The organism is Streptococcus oralis, assembly GCF_001578935.1.
Lineage (GTDB): Bacteria > Bacillota > Bacilli > Lactobacillales > Streptococcaceae > Streptococcus > Streptococcus oralis_R.
Window position 1 is genome coordinate 1154344 of sequence record NZ_KQ969521.1, and the last position, 21543, is coordinate 1175886.

At 41.7% G+C, this 21543-nt stretch carries 20 protein-coding genes and 1 riboswitch; of the genes, 3 read left to right on the forward strand and 17 right to left on the reverse strand.

The features are described from left to right. Nucleotides 1-27 precede the first annotated feature (27 nt). The 11 genes from accC to SORDD15_RS05755 form a co-directional block, all read right to left on the reverse strand. Nucleotides 28-1395: an acetyl-CoA carboxylase biotin carboxylase subunit gene (accC, locus tag SORDD15_RS05705; protein ID WP_061415368.1), complete on the reverse strand. Its 1368-nt coding sequence runs from the start codon at nt 1393-1395 to the stop codon at nt 28-30. Nucleotides 1396-1406: 11 nt separating this feature from the next. Beyond that, nucleotides 1407-1829 carry a 3-hydroxyacyl-ACP dehydratase FabZ gene (fabZ, locus tag SORDD15_RS05710; RefSeq protein ID WP_000565515.1) on the reverse strand — a complete coding sequence of 141 codons (423 nt, stop codon included), beginning with the start codon at nt 1827-1829 and terminating at the stop codon, nt 1407-1409. Beyond that, a complete protein-coding gene (gene accB / locus SORDD15_RS05715) occupies nt 1826-2314 on the reverse strand; it encodes an acetyl-CoA carboxylase biotin carboxyl carrier protein (protein WP_061415370.1) in 489 nt (162 codons plus the stop codon). Before accB ends, fabZ begins: the two co-directional genes overlap by 4 nt. 2 nt (nt 2315-2316) lie before the next feature. Beyond that, nucleotides 2317-3552 carry a beta-ketoacyl-ACP synthase II gene (gene fabF / locus SORDD15_RS05720; protein ID WP_061415371.1) on the reverse strand — a complete coding sequence of 412 codons (1236 nt, stop codon included), beginning with the start codon at nt 3550-3552 and terminating at the stop codon, nt 2317-2319. 28 nt (nt 3553-3580) lie between these two features. Then, on the reverse strand, nt 3581-4312 hold the full coding sequence (fabG, locus tag SORDD15_RS05725; protein ID WP_049484271.1) for a 3-oxoacyl-[acyl-carrier-protein] reductase: 732 nt from the start codon (nt 4310-4312) through the stop codon (nt 3581-3583). A 45-nt stretch (nt 4313-4357) separates the two neighbouring features. Next, nucleotides 4358-5278, reverse strand: a complete 921-nt coding sequence (gene fabD / locus SORDD15_RS05730; protein WP_061415373.1) for an ACP S-malonyltransferase — start codon at nt 5276-5278, stop codon at nt 4358-4360. Next, entirely contained in the window at nt 5271-6245 is a 975-nt protein-coding gene (gene fabK / locus SORDD15_RS05735) for an enoyl-[acyl-carrier-protein] reductase FabK (RefSeq protein WP_061415375.1), read from the reverse strand. The genes fabD and fabK overlap by 8 nt, the downstream gene beginning before the upstream one ends. A gap of 117 nt (nt 6246-6362) precedes the next feature. Continuing rightward, nucleotides 6363-6587: an acyl carrier protein gene (locus SORDD15_RS05740; RefSeq protein ID WP_000257840.1), complete on the reverse strand. Its 225-nt coding sequence runs from the start codon at nt 6585-6587 to the stop codon at nt 6363-6365. Between the two features lie 57 nt (nt 6588-6644). Beyond that, on the reverse strand, nt 6645-7619 hold the full coding sequence (locus SORDD15_RS05745) for a beta-ketoacyl-ACP synthase III (protein WP_061415377.1): 975 nt from the start codon (nt 7617-7619) through the stop codon (nt 6645-6647). Then, complete coding sequence (locus tag SORDD15_RS05750) at nt 7619-8053, reverse strand: fatty acid biosynthesis transcriptional regulator FabT (RefSeq protein WP_061415379.1); 435 nt, start codon at nt 8051-8053, stop codon at nt 7619-7621. The genes SORDD15_RS05745 and SORDD15_RS05750 overlap by 1 nt, the downstream gene beginning before the upstream one ends. Before the next feature lie 90 nt (nt 8054-8143). Beyond that, complete coding sequence (locus SORDD15_RS05755; RefSeq protein WP_061415381.1) at nt 8144-8929, reverse strand: enoyl-CoA hydratase; 786 nt, start codon at nt 8927-8929, stop codon at nt 8144-8146. Between the two features lie 292 nt (nt 8930-9221). On the opposite strand from SORDD15_RS05755, the gene SORDD15_RS05760 reads away from it, so the two are divergent. From SORDD15_RS05760 to serS, 3 genes are all read left to right on the forward strand, one after another. Next, nucleotides 9222-10586, forward strand: coding sequence for an aspartate kinase (locus SORDD15_RS05760; protein ID WP_061415383.1), 1365 nt, complete (start codon nt 9222-9224; stop codon nt 10584-10586). A 2-nt stretch (nt 10587-10588) separates the two neighbouring features. After that, nucleotides 10589-10960, forward strand: a complete 372-nt coding sequence (locus SORDD15_RS05765; RefSeq protein ID WP_061415385.1) for a DUF956 family protein — start codon at nt 10589-10591, stop codon at nt 10958-10960. 213 nt (nt 10961-11173) lie between these two features. Then, nucleotides 11174-12448: a serine--tRNA ligase gene (gene serS / locus SORDD15_RS05770; protein ID WP_061415387.1), complete on the forward strand. Its 1275-nt coding sequence runs from the start codon at nt 11174-11176 to the stop codon at nt 12446-12448. Between the two features lie 23 nt (nt 12449-12471). Here the strand turns inward: serS and SORDD15_RS05775 are convergent, their stop codons facing one another. The 6 genes from SORDD15_RS05775 to SORDD15_RS05800 form a co-directional block, all read right to left on the reverse strand. Then, nucleotides 12472-13371, reverse strand: coding sequence for a TDT family transporter (locus tag SORDD15_RS05775; RefSeq protein WP_061415389.1), 900 nt, complete (start codon nt 13369-13371; stop codon nt 12472-12474). A gap of 107 nt (nt 13372-13478) precedes the next feature. After that, nucleotides 13479-14543: an acyl-CoA dehydrogenase family protein gene (locus SORDD15_RS05780; RefSeq protein WP_061415392.1), complete on the reverse strand. Its 1065-nt coding sequence runs from the start codon at nt 14541-14543 to the stop codon at nt 13479-13481. A 14-nt stretch (nt 14544-14557) separates the two neighbouring features. After that, complete coding sequence (locus SORDD15_RS05785) at nt 14558-15106, reverse strand: carboxymuconolactone decarboxylase family protein (protein ID WP_000206774.1); 549 nt, start codon at nt 15104-15106, stop codon at nt 14558-14560. A gap of 131 nt (nt 15107-15237) precedes the next feature. Beyond that, entirely contained in the window at nt 15238-16560 is a 1323-nt protein-coding gene (locus tag SORDD15_RS05790; protein ID WP_061415394.1) for an alanine/glycine:cation symporter family protein, read from the reverse strand. Nucleotides 16561-16649: 89 nt separating this feature from the next. Further along, nucleotides 16650-16738: riboswitch (glycine riboswitch) on the reverse strand. A 184-nt stretch (nt 16739-16922) separates the two neighbouring features. After that, entirely contained in the window at nt 16923-19565 is a 2643-nt protein-coding gene (locus SORDD15_RS05795; protein ID WP_061415396.1) for a DEAD/DEAH box helicase family protein, read from the reverse strand. 3 nt (nt 19566-19568) lie between these two features. Continuing rightward, the gene (locus tag SORDD15_RS05800; RefSeq protein ID WP_061415398.1) at nt 19569-21503 is read right to left on the reverse strand and encodes a DNA methyltransferase; all 1935 of its coding nucleotides are present in this window, start codon (nt 21501-21503) and stop codon (nt 19569-19571) included. Nucleotides 21504-21543: the final 40 nt, after the last annotated feature.

The following is a 21543-nucleotide window of genomic DNA, read 5'->3' on the forward strand; positions in this document are numbered from 1 at the left end:
CTTTTAGTTCTCATACTGTTTGAAAGTCTATTCTTTTTCTTGGTATTTTGGCAAGAAAGTTTCCATCAAGAAGGAAGTATCGTAGTCACCAGCGATAACTCGGCGGTCTGAAATCAGATCCAACTGGAAGTCTGCATTGGTTTGCACTCCTTCAATATCAAGTTCATAAAGTGCCCGTTGCATCTTCATAAGAGCATCAAAACGATTCTCCCCATGAACAATGATTTTAGCAATCATACTATCATAGTAAGGGGGAATGGTATAACCTGGATAAACTGCTGAGTCCACGCGCAAGCCAACTCCACCACTTGGTAAATAGAGATTGGTAATTTTCCCTGGGCTTGGAGCAAAGTTAAATGCTGGATTTTCTGCATTGATCCGGCACTCGATAGCATGACCTCGTAGGACAATATCTTCTTGTTTGAAAGGTAAGAGTTGCCCGGCAGCGATGCGAATCTGCTCTTTCACGATATCAACACCTGAAACAAACTCTGTGACTGGGTGTTCCACTTGCACACGAGTATTCATTTCCATGAAGTAGAAATTGCCACTCGCTTCATCGAGCAGAAATTCAATCGTCCCTGCATTTTCATAGCCAACAGACTCTGCAGCTCGAACAGCCGCAGCACCAATTTCATTACGAAGGGTTTTGCCAATCGCAATGGATGGGCTTTCTTCTAAGACCTTTTGGTTATTCCGTTGGAGTGAACAGTCCCGTTCACCAAGATGGACAACATGACCCTCTTGGTCCGCAAGAATCTGAACTTCGATATGACGAGCTGGATAAATCACACGCTCAAGATACATTGCGCCATTTCCAAAGTTGGCCTTGGCTTCACTGGATGCTGTCTCAAAGGCTGCGACCAAGTCTTCTGCCTTTTCAACCTTACGAATCCCTTTTCCACCACCACCTGCAGATGCCTTAAGCATGACTGGATAGCCAATTTTTTCTGCAACTGCAAGTGCCTCTTCAGCTGTGTGAACTTCACCATCAGATCCTGGGATAACTGGAACCCCAGCCTCAATCATTTGCTCACGCGCATTGATCTTATCTCCCATGGTATCCATTACTGCCCCAGAAGGACCGATAAACTTGATTCCCACTTCTTCACACATGGTTGCAAATTTAGAATTTTCACTGAGAAATCCAAAACCGGGGTGGATGGCTTCTGCCTCAGTCAAGACTGCAGCTGATAGAACCGCATTAATATTGAGATAAGACTCAGTTGCCTTACCAGGTCCGATACAGATAGCTTCATCCGCTAGAAGTGTGTGAAGAGCTTCCTTATCAGCAGTTGAATAGACTGCTACGGTCGCAATGCCCAATTCACGCGCAGCTCGAATAATGCGAACCGCAATCTCACCACGGTTGGCAATCAAAATTTTACGAAACATGGAGAACCTCCTTAGTTCCCAATTGCAAAGGTAAGAGTACCACTCGCTGCAAGCTTACCATCTACTTCAGCCTTTGCTTCAACCACAGCAATCGTTCCACGACGTTTGACAAAAGTAGCCGTCATGACTAATTGGTCACCTGGTACAACTTGCTTCTTGAACTTAACCTTGTCCATGCCAGCGTAGAAGACCAGTTTCCCCTTATTTTCAGGTTTGGACAATTCCAAGACACCAGCAGTCTGAGCCAAGGCTTCCATAATAAGGACACCTGGCATGACTGGGTATTGAGGAAAATGACCATTAAAGAAAGGTTCGTTGATGGTCACATTTTTAATGGCAACAATAGTATCCTCGCTCACTTCCAAGACACGATCCACTAGGAGCATGGGGTAGCGATGAGGTAGAGCTTCTTTGATTCCTTGAATATCGATCATTTGATACGTACCAATCCTTTACCGAATTCAACCATTTCTTCATTTGAAACGAGAATTTCTGTCACCACACCATCCTTAGGCGCTGGGATTTCATTCATGACTTTCATGGCTTCGATGATCACCAAAGTCTGACCTTTTTTAACACTGTCTCCGACTGTGACAAAGGCAGGTTTATCTGGTCCAGCGGCCAAGTAAGCCACCCCTACAAGTGGGCTCTCAACAACATCACCCTCTGGAGCAACCGTCGTTTCAGCTGGTGCTGGAACTTCTTCTACTGCACTCTCTACTGGAGTTGAAGGGGCAGAAACTACTGGACTTGCAACCACTGCAGCTGGTGCTGGAACCACTTGAGCTGGTGCTTCAGAAGCCATTCTTGCTTCATTCTTGCTAAACTGCAACTCATCCGTTCCATTTTTATAAGAAAATTCTCTCAAACTTGATTGGTCAAATTGAGCCATCAAGTCCTTGATTTCATTTAAATTCATAATTATTTATTCTCCCAACGTTTGAAAGCAAGAACCGCATTGTGTCCACCAAAACCAAAAGTGTTTGAAATAGCATAAGGGATTTCTTGCTCCAAGCCTTGTCCATAAACGACATTCGCTTCGATATAGTCTGATAACTCGCTTGTTCCAGCTGTCATTGGTACAAAGTTATGACGCATGGCTTCGATGGTAGCGATGGCTTCTACTGCCCCTGCAGCACCAAGTAAGTGTCCTGTAAAGGACTTGGTTGAAGATACAGGGACTTCTTTACCAAGGACAGCTACAATCGCACCACTTTCTCCTTTTTCATTAGCAGGAGTTGAAGTTCCGTGAGCATTGACATAAGCCACTTGCTCTGGAGAAATTTCTGCTTCTTCCAAAGCTAGTTTAATCGCCTTGATCGCGCCTTGGCCTTCTGGATGAGGTGAAGTCATATGATAAGCATCACAGGTATTTCCATAACCAACTACTTCAGCCAAGATAGTTGCACCACGTTTTTCAGCGTGTTCTAGACTCTCAAGAACCAACATCCCTGAACCTTCTCCCATCACAAAACCATTACGGTCTTTGTCAAATGGGATAGAAGCACGAGTTGGATCCTCTGTAGTTGATAGAGCAGTCAATGCTTGGAAACCAGCGATGGCAAAAGGAGTGATAGATGATTCTGATCCACCAACTAACATGACATCTTGGAAACCAAACTTGATAGAACGGAAGGCATCTCCAATAGCATCATTTGATGAGGCACAGGCTGTATTGATTGATTTACAGACACCGTTTGCTCCAAAGCGCATGGCAACATTTCCTGAAGCCATATTTGGCAAGGCTTTTGGAAGTGTCATTGGTTTAACGCGTTTTGGACCTTTTTCATGAAGACGGATAACCTGGTCTTCGATTTCTTTAATTCCCCCAATACCAGAGGCAACGATGACACCAAAGCGATCTTTATCGATTGCTTCTACATCAAGATTTGCATTTGTCACCGCTTCTTGAGCTGCATACAAGGCATACAAAGAATAGTTGTCAAAACGGTTGGTATCTTTTTTGACAAAGTATTTATCAAATGGGAAATCTTGAACTTCTGCCGCATTGTGCACAGCAAATTCGCTGTGGTCAAACTTAGTGATTTCTCCAATTCCAATCTTCCCAGTTTGCAAACTGTTCCAAAATTCTTCTGGAGTATTTCCGATAGGAGAGGTCAATCCATAACCTGTTACTACAACTCGATTTAGTTTCATCTGTCTTACCTATATCTTTCCTTATTTTTTACATGCTAAGTCCGCCATCAACAGCGAGAACTTGTCCAGTCAAATAATCCTGTCCAGCCAGGAACACTGTAGCATCTGCGATATGTTCTGCTTGACCGAACTGTTTCATTGGGATTTGGGCCAATGTCGCTTCCTTGACCTTATCAGACAAAACAGCAGTCATATCTGACTCGATCATTCCTGGTGCAAGAGCATTTACGCGTACGTTGCGATTGGCAACTTCACGTGCAACTGACTTGGTAAAACCAATCAAACCTGCTTTAGAAGCTGCATAGTTGGCTTGTCCGATATTTCCCATCAAACCGACCACACTAGACATGTTGATAATCGCACCTTCACGTGCCTTGATCATCTGTTTCAAGACTGCTTGCGTCATGTTGAAGGCACCTGTCAAGTTGATTTTAATCACTTTTTCAAAGTCTTCTTCGGTCATCTTGAGCATAAGCGTATCTTGAGTGATCCCAGCATTGTTGACCAAGACATCGACAGAACCGAGCTCTGCAATCGCTTGATCTACCATACGCTTGGCATCTGCAAAGTCTGAAACATCACCTGATATCGGTACTACTTTGACGCCGTAGTTTGAAAACTCAGCCAGCAATTCTTCTGAGATTGCTCCGCGACTATTCAAAACTACATTAGCGCCTAGTTGGGCAAATTTGTGAGCAATGGCAAGTCCGATACCACGACTTGAACCTGTTACAAAGACATTTTTATTTGTAAGTTGCATTCTATTTCTCCTATTTCCTCTTGTATTTTGTGGGAGAAGGGATCATTAGTTTCCTAACAAAGCATCCAAGCTTGCTTGGTCTTCAACATTAGCTAGCTGAGCTGTTTTATCGATTTTTTTGACAAAGCCTGACAGGACCTTTCCAGGACCAATTTCAATAAAGTTGGTTACCCCAGCATCCTGCATGACAGCAATACTTTCATAAAAACGAACAGGTTCTTTGACCTGACGCGTCAAAAGCTCTTGGATTCGATCTTTTTCCATAACAGCAGCTTCCGTATTGCCAACTAGTGGGCAAGTAAAGTCAAAGAAACTCACTCCCTCAAGAGCTCCTGCTAGTTGCTGACTGGCTGGCTCAAGAAGGGCTGTATGGAAAGGACCAGACACATTTAAAGGAATCAATCGTTTTGCTCCTGCTTCCTGCAAGAGTTCAACTGCGCGGTCAACCGCAGCCACCTCACCACCAATGACGATTTGGCTTGGGGTGTTGTAGTTGGCTGGAGTCACTACTCCAACTTTAGAGGCTGTTTCACAAGCTTCCTCAATCACTTCAACTGGAGTATTAAGAACGGCAACCATCTTTCCAGAGCCTGCAGGTGCAGCCTCTTCCATATAAGCACCACGCTTAGCAACCAAGGCAACTGCATCCTCAAAGTCCAAGGCACCACTTGCTACAAGAGCCGAATATTCTCCGAGGGACAGTCCTGCTACCATATCTGGCTGATAACCCTTTTCTTTCAATAGTCGGTAAATAGCAACCGAAATCGCTAAAATAGCTGGCTGCGTATAGCGAGTCTGGTTTAACTTGGTTTCTTCCTTATCAATCAAGTCACGAAGGTCATAACCCAAAACCTGACTGGCTTGGTCAATTGTTTCCTTGACGATAGGATAGCGATCATAGAGATCACGTCCCATTCCTAAATACTGAGCACCTTGACCTGCAAATAGAAAGGCTGTTTTAGTCATTTCTTACAACTCCTGCCCAACGAGAGGCTTCTTCTTGAATTTTCTTGGCTGCGCCATAGTATAGATCTTTTAGGATTTCTTCGACAGTTTCCTCTTTAGAAACCAAACCAGCGATCTGACCTGCCATGACAGATCCACCTTCTACATCTCCATGAACAACGGCTTTAGCTAGAGCACCAGCTCCCATTTGTTCAAAGATTTCTAAATCTGGATTTTCTTGTTTAAAGGCATCTTTTTCAGCCTGCTCAAAGTCACGTGTCAACTGGTTTTTAATGGCACGAACAGCATGACCAAAGTGTTGAGCGGAAATAGTCGTATCGATATCACGCGCTTTTAAGATTTTTTCCTTGTATTTTGGATGGGCGTTAGATTCCTTAGCTACTACGAAACGCGTACCAACTTGAACGGCCTCAGCACCAAGCATAAACCCAGCCGCTGCCCCCTCACCATCTGCAATACCACCAGCAGCAATAACTGGAATTGAAACAGCTGCAGCAACTTGACGAACCAAGGTCATCGTTGTTAATTTACCAATGTGTCCACCAGCTTCCATACCTTCTGCAATGACAGCATCTGCACCAATTTTTTCCATGCGTTTTGCCAAAGCAACGCTTGGAACAACAGGAATAACTGTAATTCCTGCATCATGAAAACGGTTCATGTATTTACTTGGATTTCCAGCACCAGTTGTAACCACCTTAACCCCTTCTTCAATCACGAGATCAACGATATCTTCTACAAAAGGTGACAGGAGCATGATGTTGACACCAAAAGGTTTGTCCGTAAGTGATTTGATTTTATCGATATTAGCCTTTACGACCTCTTTAGGTGCATTTCCACCACCGATGATCCCTAGACCGCCAGCTCTTGATACTGCACCAGCCAAGTCACCATCAGCAACCCAGGCCATTCCTCCTTGAAAAATAGGATAATCAATGTTCAATAATTCTGTAATACGTGTTTTCATAGTGCCTCCATCATTCCTTGCTTACGTAATAGTTCGATGAGTTTATCATTTGAGTCTCAAACTATTACCTAAACAAGAGGGAGCGGGTCTCCCCTACTCCTTCTAGTAATATGTTAATTATTTTGTTTGCTCTTCAACGTAAGCAACCAAGTCACCAACTGTTTTCAAGTTATCTTCTGCTTCGATTTGGATATCAAAAGCATCTTCAATTTCAGAGATTACTTGGAATAAGTCCAATGAATCTGCATCCAAATCATCAAAAGTAGATTCAAGTGTTACTTCTGATGCGTCTTTCCCAAGTTCTTCAACGATAATTTCTTGTACTTTTTCAAATACTGCCATGATAGGACTCCTTTAAAATATAAAAAATTTATAACTATGTGTTTACCACATGATTACCTAGATTGTAAGAATGAGTGTGCCCCATGTCAAACCTCCGCCGAAGCCTGATAGGAGAATCGTCTGGCTACCATCTAAACGAATCATGCCATTCTCCACACACTCTGAAAGCAAAATCGGGATACTTGCTGCACTGGTATTTCCATACTCCATCATATTGGCAGGTAGTTTGTCTCGGTCTACACCAATCTTCTTAGCCATCTTATCCAAAATGCGGATATTTGCCTGATGAAGCAAGAGATAATCCAATTCCGATGCTGCGATTGGACCATTTTCAATGGTTTCTTTGATCGATCTAGCAACATCACGATTTGCAAAATCAAAAACTGCTCGTCCATCCATCTTCAAAAAAGCAGGAACTGCTTCTTGATCTGAGAAAGGAGAAGCCAAAGCCGTTTGACCATAGGTCAAACACTCGCTCCGAGAGCCATCTGTATAGAGACTTTCCACAAGGAAGTGACGTGTTTCGCTCGCTTCCAAGAGAACCCCACCAGCTCCATCCCCAAAGAGAACAGCTGTCGAACGATCTGACCAGTCAACTGCCTTGGATAAGATCTCAGCCCCGATAACAATCCCTTTTTTGAACTGTCCAGAACTTAAAAACTTTTCTGCAGTTGAGAGAGCAAATACAAAGCCACTACAAGCTGCTGTCAAATCAAAGGCGAAAGCTCTATGCGCTCCGATATTTGCCTGAACTCGAGCTGCTGTGGAAGGCATCATAGAGTCTGGGGTAATCGTCGCTACAATGATAAAATCAATCTGATCCGCTGTTAAGCTCACTTTAGCCAGCAAGCTCTTAGCTACTTCTGTCGCCAAGTCACTTGTAGACTCAGTTTTTGAGATATGTCTCTGTTTAATTCCTGTCCGACTTGAAATCCACTCATCGCTTGTGTCCATGATTTGGGCTAAGTCATGATTAGTGACCACTTGCTCTGGGACATAATGAGCAACTTGGCTTATTTTAGCAAAGGCCATTATTTCAAATCCTCCAAAAATTGATAAAGGTTCGTCAAGCCTCTGCCCATGACTTTCTTTTCCTCAGGACTCATGCCATCGATGATTTTTTCGACCATAGCCTTGTGGAACCGTTTATGAAGACGGTGAACCAAACGACCTTTCTTTGTCAAATGCAGATAGACCACTCGACGGTCTTGGTCAGAACGAATACGCTCAATATAACCTTTTCTCTCCAGGTTATTCAAACTCGTCGTCACTGTTCCAAGAGTTACCATCAGTTCTTTTGAAACCTTACTTGGCGTTGCCTCCGGGAACTTCCCAATCACATCGATCGTGTGCATTTCTTTGATGGAGATGTCTTTGAATCGACTACCTCGTAAGCTAACCTCCTCGATTACAAGGACATTGTTGAAAATAGATGTTAAATAATCATTTACTTGTTGGTAGTCCAAACTTTTTCCCTCCCCCTCAAAAAACTTTTACAATCAAAACATTTGATAAAAGAAGTATAACAAACTTCAAAAAATTGTGCAAGTATTTTTTTACATTCCTGTAAATTTTGGTCTTCTTCTTTCAGAATGCGCTCGAACCCCTTCTTTAAAATCTTCAGTTAAAGATAAAGATTTTTGCAGTTTCAATTCCAATTCGGCATAATCTTGCCAATCCTTAAATTGACTTTCCCAAACTAGCTTTTTAATCGCTGCGTACGAGTTTGCTGAACCTCGTCTTAATTTTTTCAGAACTTGCTCTCTTGTTTTTTCTAATTTGTCAACTTCACAAACACGGTATACCACGCCCCATTCTAGCGCTTTTTCAGCAGTTAAGGCTTCACCTGTCATAGCAAGTTGTGCAGCCCGTGTTACCCCGATACTACGACTCAAGAGATGAATCCCACCAGCGTCTGGCGCCAAGCCAACTCCAACAAAGGCTTGGATAAATTTTGCCTTGTCAGTCGCCAAACAAAAATCAACTGCTACTGCCATATTTGCTGCGGCACCAGCGACCGCTCCATCTACCTCCATCAAAACAGGTTTTGGAATTTGCTTAATTTTAAAAGAAATTGTATTGACTAATTCTGCAATCTTATTCAAAGAAGGGATATCATCTTCGTCTACTGCGCGTTTCATCTCAACCAAGTCCCCTCCAACTGAAAAGACCTTCCCATTCGCATTAATCAAGATGAACTGCACAGCTTGATCCTGCTCCGCTAGAGTCAAAGCTTCTAAAATTTCCTCACACATTGGGATATGAAAACCATTTGCCACTTCGGGACGATTCAAAGTAATGATAGCCAGATCATCTACGATCTGATATAAGATATGATTCATAGCTTCTCCTTTTCTTTTATAAGGCAATAAAATTGTTTTATCATCAAAGTATACCTTTTTTTGGATAAAGAGGCAAGGAAAAACTAAAGGAAAGTGTCTCAGCTGATTATTTTCCCATTCATTATGAATGTGAGAGAAATTTTACACATTTACTTTTAAACCGTTATCGCTTTTCAGAATAAGTTAGTGTTTTATTCTATTATAATAGGATATAATAGGAAGTTATTTTCTTCATTGAAAAATGCCCCTCTTTCTGCTATAATCGTATAAAATACTTACTTGAGGAGTCCTTATGAAGGTTGTAAAATTTGGTGGAAGTTCGCTTGCCTCTGCTGGTCAGTTAGAAAAAGTTTTAAACATCGTTAAAAGTGATAAAGAACGCCGTTTTGTAGTCGTTTCTGCACCCGGGAAACGCAATGCTGAAGATACTAAGGTTACGGATGCCTTGATTAAATACTACCGCGACTATGTTGCTGGTAACGATATTAGCAAGAGCCAAAACTGGATTATCGATCGCTATGCTGCTATGGTTAGTGAATTGGGACTGAAGCCGGCTGTTCTAGAAAAAATTTCTAAAAGTATTCGTGCCTTAGCCACTCTTCCTATAGAAGACAATGAATTTCTCTATGATACCTTCCTAGCAGCCGGTGAAAATAACAATGCTAAATTGATAGCTGCATATTTTAACCAAAATGGCCTCGATGCACGCTATGTTCATCCTAGAGAAGCTGGTATTGTGGTCACAAGTGAGCCTGGCCACGCTCGTATCATTCCATCAAGTTATGATAAGATTGAGGAATTGACAAACGCCAATGAAGTCCTTGTCATTCCCGGTTTCTTTGGAGTTACTAAGGAAAATCAAATCTGTACCTTCTCACGTGGAGGATCAGACATTACTGGTTCTATCATTGCTGCTGGTGTCAAAGCCGATCTCTATGAAAACTTTACAGACGTTGATGGTATCTTTGCTGCTCACCCAGGAATTATCCACCAACCACACTCTATTCCTGAATTAACCTACCGTGAAATGCGTGAGTTGGCCTATGCAGGATTCTCAGTTCTTCATGATGAAGCCCTTCTTCCTGCCTACCGTGGAAAAATCCCTCTCGTTATCAAGAATACCAACAACCCTGACCACCCAGGTACTCGTATCGTTCTAAAACATAGTAGTGACAAATTCCCAGTCGTGGGAATTGCCGGTGACTCTGGCTTTGTCAGCATCAACATGTCGAAATACCTCATGAACCGTGAAGTTGGATTTGGTCGCAAAGCCTTACAAATTCTCGAAGATCTTAACATCGGATGGGAACATATGCCAACAGGTATCGACGATCTTTCAATCATTCTCCGTTCTCGCGAACTAACTCCTATCAAGGAAGAAGAAATCCTTCGTCAATTGGTGCAAAAAGCGGAAGTAGATCATGCAGAAATCGAACACGACCTTTCCATCATTATGATTGTTGGAGAAAAGATGAAGAGTCATATCGGGGTAACTGCTACTGCAACACGAGCTCTATCTGAAAACAAGATCAACATCCAGATGATGTCCCAAGGTTCTAGTGAGGTTTCTATCATGTTTGTTGTCCATAAGGACCAAGAGAAAGCAGCTATCAAAGCCCTCTACAATGCCTTTTTCGGTGAAAGTAAGGAAGACTAAGCATGGCTCAATCTCTCAATAAACAAGTGGATTTCCAAACCACAGGTGTCTCCTATCTGGGCATGGGAGGAAAGGTCGGAAAATTTCTTGTCGGCGATCAGGCGCTTGAATTTTACCCTGATGTCAATGTCGAACAGTTTATCCAGATTCCCTGGACCCATATCCAGCAAATCGGCGCCAACGTCACTGGTCGCAAAATCAGTCGCCACTTTGAAGTCTTCACTGATCAAGGAAAATTCCTCTTTGCTTCAAAAGACTCAGGTGCTATTCTCAAAATTGCTCGAGAAAAACTGGGGAATGACAAGGTCGTCAAACTTCCTACTTTGATTCAGACCATTGGTCAAAAATTTAAAAATCTATTTGCAAAAAAGTAGAAACTTTAGTATAATCATAGCAACGGATAAGTAGGTTATCTCCTTCTTTCAGAAAGTCTGCGGGTGCTGCGAGCAGATAGGAGGGATAGGTGAAATTCTACCGTTATTCACAATTAAATACAGAATCAAGTGCACACCTGTGAAGTTGGATGGAACCGTGGCCCTGCCACTCCAACGCTTTGTCAGGTGTGCTTTTTTCATAAAGGAGTTCTTATGTTAGATATCAAACGTATTCGCACAGATTTTGATGCTGTCGCTGAAAAATTAGCCACTCGTGGTGTAGATCCTGCTGTCTTAAACGAGATGAAAGAAATCGATGCTAAACGTCGTGACATCTTGGTCAAGGTTGAAACTCTCAAAGCAGAACGTAACACAGTTTCAGCAGAGATTGCCCAAGCCAAGCGCAACAAGGAAAATGCCGATGATAAGATTACTGCCATGCAAACCCTATCTGCTGAAGTCAAAGCCTTGGATGCTGAATTGGCAGAAATCGATGCTAAATTGACAGAATTTACCACTACTCTTCCAAATATTCCAGCTGACAGCGTTCCTGTTGGGGCCGATGAAGATGACAATGTGGAAGTCCGCCGTTGGGGGACTCCGCGTGAGTTTGACTTCGAGCCAAAAGCTCACTGGGATCTTGGTGAAGACTTGGGTATCCTTGACTGGGAACGTGGCGGTAAAGTAACGGGCGCTCGTTTCCTCTTCTATAAAGGACTTGGGGCTCGTTTGGAACGTGCTCTCTACAACTTCATGTTGGATGAGCATGCTAAAGAAGGCTATACGGAAGTTATCACACCATACATTGTTAACCACGACTCTATGTTTGGTACTGGTCAGTATCCAAAATTCAAGGAAGATACTTTTGAATTGAAAGACACTAATTATGTCCTCATTCCTACAGCTGAGGTGCCTCTAACAAACTACTACCGTGATGAAATCCTTGACGGTAAAGACCTACCAATCTACTTTACCGCTATGAGCCCATCATTCCGTTCTGAGGCTGGTTCAGCTGGTCGTGATACACGTGGCTTGATTCGTCTGCACCAATTCCACAAGGTTGAAATGGTCAAATTTGCTAAACCAGAAGAATCTTACGAAGAATTGGAAAAGATGACAGCCAACGCTGAAAACATCCTTCAAAAACTCAACCTTCCTTACCGTGTCGTTGCCCTCTCTACTGGGGACATGGGCTTCTCAGCTGCTAAGACTTACGACTTGGAAGTTTGGATTCCAGCCCAAAATACCTATCGTGAAATCTCAAGCTGTTCAAATACAGAAGATTTCCAAGCTCGTCGTGCCCAAATCCGTTACCGTGATGAAGCCGATGGCAAGGTGAAACTCCTTCACACTTTGAACGGTTCTGGACTTGCAGTTGGACGTACGGTGGCTGCCATTCTTGAAAACTACCAAAATGAAGATGGTTCTGTAACCATTCCAGAAGCTCTTCGTCCATACATGGGTGGAGCTGAAGTTATCAAACCATAAAAAATCAGGTTTAGCTATTTTAGCTAGACCTTTTTTCGTAACCAAATTAGATAACCAACCAAGACAAAGAATAAAATAGTGAGGCAAATAACGGTTTCAGCCAATACTAGATAATCCAGAAATGGAAGTCTCAAGATTCCCTGAGCCATCTTGAGCGAAGTAGCTGTGATAATGGTTGGAAAGGTGAGGGCTGAGAAAGCTGGTTGAAAGCCTCGCTTTAAAATATGGGGCAGGCGAGTCAACACAAAGAAAAAGAAGGATTGAGATGCCAAAATCATGACAATCAAGAGCCAAGTCGGTAGGCCTGCTCCTCCAACTCGAACTATGGAAGCTAAGAGTAGAGAAAAGGGAGCACAGTAGATTCCTTCCTGTCCAAGCAAGGCCACTGGGAGTGGATCTTTCTTTAAATCGCTATAAATGAAGGGATAGAGATAGAAGGTCAAGACAAAACCAAAACTCAAGGTTGCATAGGCAATCTCAATAATGCCTACCAGAGGATAGGTCAAGGCTGCTACTGCTATCCCCACATAGAGTACCGTCCAGCTAGGAGTCGCATTGACCCTCCGACCCGGACAGGCAAATTTGATGGTAAAAGTAGCAATCAAAGTCAAATCCAAGAGAAAGGAAAACCACCAGATTCCTTGTGCTACCAAAGAAAGAGCAGGGAATACGCGAAAGACATAGGTCGATAAAATCATCCCAGCCATGGGAAAAGTGGCCATCCCAGACAAAAGAGGGGGCTTGATCAATTCTTGCTTGGTTTCTTCCCAATTAAAAAGATGAAGAATCAGAAAGAAAAGCCACAAAACTAATCCAGTCAGACTCAATAAATGCGACAGAACTGGCCAAGTATCTGCAATCAGATTTCCTGCACCTGCTAGACCTAATAAACAGCCAGAAAATACCAAGGGGAGCTTTTTCATCCGATCCTCCAATGATCATGTTATTATTAGTATAGCATAAAAGCGCTTAAATGAGGACTTAAAAAACGAAGTTGGAAATTCAAACTTCGTTTTTATTCTACTATTTTTTAACTCGTTGCTAAGATATGGCGCAACTGAACAGCGCTTGGAGAAACAATCGGAAGAAAGGCTCCTTCATTCCAACGACGGATAAAACCAGATGTTGATTTGCTAAAGTAGCCTCTACCTCCACCTGCTTGTAACTCTAATAGAAGACTTTGGGCAACAACATCCACAATGTCTATTCTTAACTGAAAGAGTTCACGCGGATTGGTAACGAAATAGGACCGGTCAGATAATCCCTGATAAAGATCTTGCCGAATAGCCTCTAACTGCTCTACCTGATATTGCCATTCATCTGTTAATACACTGCGTTTCCCCAATTCTTTTTCTACTTCTGATAGAGAGCATTCAGCTAAACCAAAAGCCAAACCAAATTGGTAACCTAAAAATGCGGGACGATTTTGAGTTAAAAATTCTTTAGCGTTCTTAGATAGAATCCACTCTTCTTTTAGAGGAACCCGATTAAAGGTCAAAGAAGCCGTGTTTCCTCCCTGAAGAGAAACGAATTCTAAGTCTTCTGAACGACTAAAATTCTCTGCGTCTGATGGCACAGCTACCACATAACTTTTACTTGGATCATCAGCAAAACCTGCCACAAAAATGGTTAAGAAACGATTTCTACGAGCATTGGTTACCCATGGCAGTCGCCCTTTTAGATAAAATTGTCCATTTTCTTCGATGATATAAACATTCAGCTCTTCTAAATCAGATAAATACTTGACAGCATTAGACAGGCCGGTAGCACCAGCATATTCACCGTACAAGAGTTTTTCCAGATAGGTTTCTTTCAAATAGGAATTCTCTGTATGGAGAATATTGTCAATTAGGGTGCGTTGTCCCCAAGAAATAAAGGAGGCCGTCAAGGAATGTTGAGCGAGCTCTGCAAGGAAATCAATGACATCTTGATCACTTCCCCCTGAACCTCCAAGAGATTCTGGAACACCTACACGAAAGGCTCCCTCTGCTGCAATCCTTTCAATCAGTTGCTCTCCAGCCTCACAAGACTGTTTATCAATTTCATCAGCATGCTGGTCCAACCAGCTCAAAAACTCTTCGGAAAAAAATCCCATACTTTTCCCTCCTCTTAAGCATACGGTTGCAATTCTGGATTAATAGGTGTATTGGCTAGGTTGTTAGCATAGTTGCAAAGGCTAGCGAGACTAACACCGAGAACCACATCCAAGGCATTTTGTTGCGTGTAGCCAGCTTCCAAAAATTCAGCCAAGGCTTCATCTCCCACGCGCCCTTTGGTATTGATGACCGCCAAGGTAAACTTAGCTAGAGTATCTAGTTTTGGATCTGTCTCAATTGGAGTACGGTTGCGAAGTGCTTGGAGAAGATCATCATTCATCTGGATCTGTTTGATTGAAAAGGCTGTGTGACCAGCGACGCAGAAAGCACAACCATTGGTTACGGCTGCTGTGATTTGCACCACTTCACGCTCAACGGGTGTCAGGCTATTGCGGCGGTTGATAGCTCCGACAGTTCGGTAGGCTTCAAGCGCGGTTGGGGCATTGGCCAAGAGACCGATTAGGTTGGGAATATAGCCATTGTTGTCTTTTTGTACTGTTTCAAGAACTTCTTTCACTTCTGCTGGTGCTGATTCTACTGTGTGGATGGTAAATGTTGTCATAAGAAACCTCTTTTCATTTTATTGTCATTTAGTCTATCATAGAATTTTCCACTTGGATAATATATATTTTCAATCGCCATGATAGGAAATGTCTATGAAATGAAAAAAATCACACTAAAAGTGTGATTAGGTTAGTGTTTAAAATACTTTTTGGTTTCGGCAATAACGACTGGCGACAAGACTAAGAGGGCAATCAAGTTTGGTAGAGCCATTAAGGCATTGACGATATCTGCGATAATCCAGACCATATCCAACTCTATAAATCCTCCCAACAAGACCATGAGCACAAAGACTACACGGTAAAGCCAGATAAAACGAACCCCAAAGAGAAATTCAAAACAGCGTTCTCCGTAGTAGTTCCATCCGAGAATCGTCGTGAAGGCAAAGAGCACAAGGAAGATGGTCAAGAGGACTGGTCCAAAATGTGAAAAGACTGTTGAGAAGGCTGACTGAGTCAAAGCCACTCCATTCAGGTCACTATTCCATACTCCAGTCACCAAGATGGTCAAACCAGTCAGAGTACAGATGATAAGGGTATCAATAAAGGTTCCTGTCATGGAAATCAAACCTTGCTCTACTGGTTCGTTTGTCTTAGCCGCAGCAGCTGCAATGGGAGCTGAACCAAGGCCAGATTCATTAGAAAAGACTCCTCGCGCCACACCATTCTGGATAGCCATCCGAATGCTAGCACCAGCAAAGCCACCTACCGCAGCAGCTGGGCTAAAGGCTGAAGTAAAGATCAGAGCAAGTGTAGCAGGGATTTTTTCGATATTAAAGAGAATAACTGCAAGAGTTCCTAAAATATAGATGATAGCCATAAAAGGAACAACAGCTGTCGAAATCTTAGAAATAGACTTGAGTCCGCCAAAGACGGCAATCGCTACTAAGACAGACAAGACAAGAGCGGTGATAGCTGGCGAAATAGTCGTTGTATTTTGAATGGATTCTGTAATCGAATTGACTTGGGTAAAGGTACCAATCCCTAGAAGGGCTACCAATACACCCGCTAGGGCGAAAAAGATAGCAAGTGGACGCCACTTTTCTCCCATCCCCAAAAGAATGTAATGCATGGGTCCTCCAGCTACAGCTCCATTTGCATCCTTTGTGCGATATTTGATGGCTAGCAAGCCTTCGGCATACTTGGTCGCCATCCCAAAGAAGGCTGCCATCCACATCCAAAAGAGGGCTCCTGGTCCCCCAACCTTAATGGCTGTCGCGACCCCGATGATATTTCCCGTACCAACGGTGGCTGCGAGGGCTGTACATAGTGCCGCAAAACTGGATACATCGCCATGCCCCTTATCCTTGATAAAGATCAACTGAAAGGCCTTAGGGAGACGTAAAACCTGTAAAAGCTCCAAACGAGTAGTTAGGTAAATCCCTGTTCCGACCAATAAAATCAAGAGGGGAGGCCCCCAAACGAAAGCATCAAGCGCTTTAAGCAATTCTAACATATCCTTCTCCTATCTTTCAACCCCAAAAGAAAGAGCACATGCAAGATGCATGTACTCTGGAATGCTTAGATAAATGCTAAAAAGCGGTCTATCCTAGCTCTGTCCTTTTACCTGAGAGTTTGAGCAGTTGCCTGCCTTGCCCCTTCGGTGCCTTTACGGTCTCTCCAGAGTTCCGTCCATTTACAGTCATGGAAAACAAACCTTTCTCCACTTCTATTAAACTTCATTCGGTGTTGGTATTTAATTGATTCTTATTCTACAAAAAATGTTGGCTTTTGTCAATGTGTTTTGGGAAATTCTTATTTGACTCAGTTAAATAAACTTGGTAATCATTTTCGAAATCATAAACTCCCCAATTTACGCTATAAATCTTTTAAATTACTATTTACAACTTCTTTGCTCATCTCATTATTAAAGAAAGGAAGACCGACGATACGATAACGTTCATCGTCCAGCAAAGTTCTTGCATCATCTCTTTCAGTAATTTGCAGTAAGAATTTCTCTTTCCAGCCTTCTTTACTATTTTTGAAGGTATTATTACTATCCAAAAATTGACTTCCTTTTGGCTCAATAAAAATCTGCCAAGAAGTATTTCCAACTTTTTTATCATTTGCAAGCAAGATAAAGTCAGGCTCAAAAGCACGCCCTTCATCAAAACTATAGATTTTCACTGCTTTCTCATTTCGCAAAAGATAAATATCAGACCACTTTTCCTGCAAATCATTCATCAATTCACGGATAGTACGCACCAGATATTTTTCTTCGCTCGTTCCAAAGTTATCATCATAGGCATACCAATCTAGCTGATCGATATTTTCAAAAATCTCTGTTTCAAACTTGGTTTTTTGTGACCGTCCAAACTCTGCATTTCCAGTAGCATTAACAGTATACTTTCTCAAGATATTCTCTTCAAAAACCTCACGCACTGGAACTGACTCAAAAATATTCGAACCATAAAAACGTTCCTCTGTTGGAATGATGTCCTTCTCAATGTGATGCAAAAGCTGTTCAGCTATATAAAGTTTCTGCTCTGCTGTCAGGTCACTCACTTTTGATAAAGAAGACTCTAAACGGATAGGGACTTTCGAAAGCATCTCTATAAAGGCAGAAACACCACGCAAGCCAAAGAAGGCTTGTTGAAGATTTTTAAAAGTATATTGTTTGTTCCGATTGATAGCAGTTCGCACAATATTAGGAGAAATCTCTTTGCCAAACTCAAAATACAAAGTATTAACTGTATTAGTCACAAAAACATCCTCTTCCGAAAATGCCTCAAAATCTCTTGTGGTAGAAGTCGGCAAACTCACCTCAAAGGAACTTGGAATAAAAGAGGTATCCAACAAACTTTCTTGTCTATGTTCGAGGTATTCTTGACGAGATAGTCGCTTGTTCATCCAGATAAGACCATCTGTGTAGGTGCGTGTTTGTTTAAAAGAGTCCTTCAACTTCAATTCACGCTCTTCCAAGTTGACATCATCAAAAATACCAGACTCACGCAAGACTTGTTTCAATTCTGAAATATAGCGTGGATTATTGGCTGAATGATAATGAAGTTGTTCGATGACACGGAGTTCATTGTGCTCATTTTCATCAAACTTGCGAGTAAATTTCTCCTCGACTTGGTTATCCATTACAAAAGGATAGTAACGTGCCCCACGTCCGATGAGTTGCTTTTCAGCGTTCGTGGTTTTGCCTGCGACAAAGCCATTTTTGGTTGTCTTGCCATCACGAGTATCATATAGGCGCACGATGTCAAAGAGATTGAGAACATCCCAGCCTTCATTCAGCATATCCACCGCAAAAATGGCACGGATTTCATTTGAAGGTGACTCCAAGGTATTTAACTCTAACAAGCTATTGCTGGTTTTATTTTTCCCATCAATCAAGAGCAGGCGTTCACGGCGAAATTCTTCCTGTAACTCTTCAATCAAGTCTTGGTCAGACAGCCCCGTCTCTTCAAAGAAATCAAACGCCTTCTCTAAGATACCTTTCCGCTCTCCCTCAGTTTCAGTCAGTCCTTTTTGAGCTTGTACCTGCTCTACCGTCAAGTTAGCCAACATATCCAAAAAGGTATCTACATTTCCCTTACTTTCAGCAATTTTTTGCGACTTAAACATGACCAAAGGTTTGAGATTGATGCCATGTTTGAGAGCGATTTTCTTGCGATACTGGCTGATAAGGATTGCCTGCAACATACGAGTTGGAAGGTCATTATCCACCAAGTGAAAGAGAACGTCTTTGGAATATTTATCCAAGCGGAACTCTTTTAAGTCATACTTGAAAATCAAGGATTTTTCGTACTTTTTGGCAATATCTGGATTAGCTAAGTCAATGGTTGCCGTAAATTCAAACAAAGAAGACTTTTGAGCTGTACTTTGGATATTGGCAATAGTCGCCGTCCAGCTGTCATTTTCATCTTTTTCTTTCTTACCAAGTCCTGCGTTCAAGTGATGAGCCTCATCTGCCAATAAGATCAGGGATAAATCTTCAAACTGCTCATAGGTCAGGCGATTTTCTCTTGGGGTATTTAAATCTTGGTGCAGTTTCTGAATGGTGGTAAAGACAATGTTTATACTATCTGGCTGGCTATCCGAAAAATCTGTCACCTCACGCACAGTCACCACTTGGTTGTCAATCGTGATTTTCTCCGCAAACAAGTATTTGCTTGTTTCATTGGGCAAGAAATTTGCCCTTGTTTTGGTTAAGATATTGTCGTTGTTGACAAAAAAGATAAAATTACGTTCACCTTGTTTAAACTTTTCAAGGATGATGGCTGCTATCAGCAAGGTTTTCCCTGAACCTGTCGCCATATTGTAGAGGACTTGTTCTGGCTTTTGATGATGTTTTTCATCATTCTTATAGTAGAGATAGCGTCCAATCGCCTCTTTTTGGTAGGGACGAAAGGGGAATTTCAGATTTTGCGTAATGTAGTCAGGAATATTTTCTTTGAAATCAATAAACCCGTTTTCGCTGCCTTGGTTGTAAATCTCATACACAAAAGACATAGCTTACTCCTCTCCGTAAAATTGACGGTTAAGTTTTTTCTCTTGTTCTATGATATCATAGTCGTTATCGTCTATCTCTGAGTAGTTGACATAGAGATTGTTGTTATCCACCAACTCCAGCAAGACTTGTTTTTGTTCTGCCAGTGATAGTTTTTCAAATTCTTGCTTTTTCAGCTTTTTCGGGTCGACACGATAAGATAGGAACGAAGACTTTTTAGCCTGTTCAAACAGTTGAGATAGAGTTTCAGGCTCTCTTGCCTCTAAAACTGTATTTTTGAAATCCTGGGCATCATTTTTCAGTTCACAGTAAACAAATGAACCACCACCAGTCCAGTTGACATCTTTAGAAATGCCACCCTGCTCACCGTCAATTACTTTTTTCAATCGCTCAACTGAAACCGTCTCAATGTAATCCATCTGTTCGATACCAATATATTGACGGTTCATTTTGTGAGCGACAGCTGCAGTTGTTCCAGAACCAAGATGGTAGTCAAGTACTATATCTCCTTCTTTTGTAAACATTTCCAAATAATATCGAATGTATTCTTCTGGTTTTTTACCATTTCTAAAGGAAACGTCTCCTTCAGAGTTTACGGAATTATATTGTTGAACGAAATCTACAAAATTAGGGTATGGTTTTAACGTATAATCACTTCCAATAGGCTTACCTGGGTAGTAAAAACCATTCTTATTACCATTTTTTGGAAGTTCAAAAATTCTAAACTCACGACCATCATCCCCCATATTTGGGACAGTGAAAACAGTTCCTTCAGGATACTTATCTATTAACCCTTCTAAATGTGAAACATAAAAACGACCACTTGAATTTTTTTCACGTATACTACCACGGATTGACATTGATTTTAATCCACCCTCGTGCCCCTCACTTCTAGTAATGGTAATATCATCTGGAAGATAAACATTGATGTTTTTTTCTCCGACTTTAAAAGTATCGTATGGAGTTTCGGGAAAATCAAAATCATACTGATAATCTTCAATTGTTTTCATTATCTTTTTCTTTGGCAGCTTATAATTACTTAGTTTACTGTATACCAATGCGTACTCTAAAACATCATTAAATTCTTTATCACCTGTTAAACTTCTTTCCGGATGTCGTACAAGAACATTTACATCCATTTTATGATTTTCTTCAGTAAATAGTTCATCCATCATGACTCGCAAATATGGAAATTCATGAAAACTAATTTGAACAATGATGACCCCATCAGTTCTCAATAAATCTTTAGCAATAGTCAAACGATTTTTCATAAAAGTCAGCCATGTACTTCTATTAAAATTATCATTATAGCCAAAGCTATCACTTCCAGTATTATAAGGTGGATCAATATAAATCAACTTGACTTGTCCACCAAACCGTTTCTTGAGGCTATGCAGTGCAAGTAGATTATTTCCCTTGATAATAAGGTTATCCCTATCCTTTAGCTCCTTAACCTCGTGCTCACCGTCTTTATCATAACGCTTGAAATTTCTCAACACCTTCTCGTCTAGCAAGCGATTGATTTCCGCTGGAGCAAGCGTTTCGTTAAAGAAAATCTCTTGCCGTTTAGCATCATCCTTGGTTTGACCACCTTCAAGTACGCAGTCTTTATAGGGGAAGTTCAGCACCACTTCCTTATTTTCAGAAAGGTAGTTTCTGTCAGCTGTCCCCAAGCCTATTTTTGTCTTGTAAGCCGTAAAACTGTCTGGCAAGAACTCCTTGTTATTTAGAAATTGTAAAAAGACATCTTTTTTAAAGATTAAAACACCATCTTGCAATTTTGAAAAGAAGTGACTGGCAACTTTTTCATGACTCATCAGTTGATTGAGGAGTTCAGGATTATATTGCCGTGCCAGCTCTGCCAGCTTATTTTTATTTAGCACGCCGTCCACTAAAAAGTTTGGATTTTTAGCGAGGACTTGCTCCAATTCGTGTTTCATATACGGAATTTCCTTCTCACTTAAAATTTGTGAAGGGCTG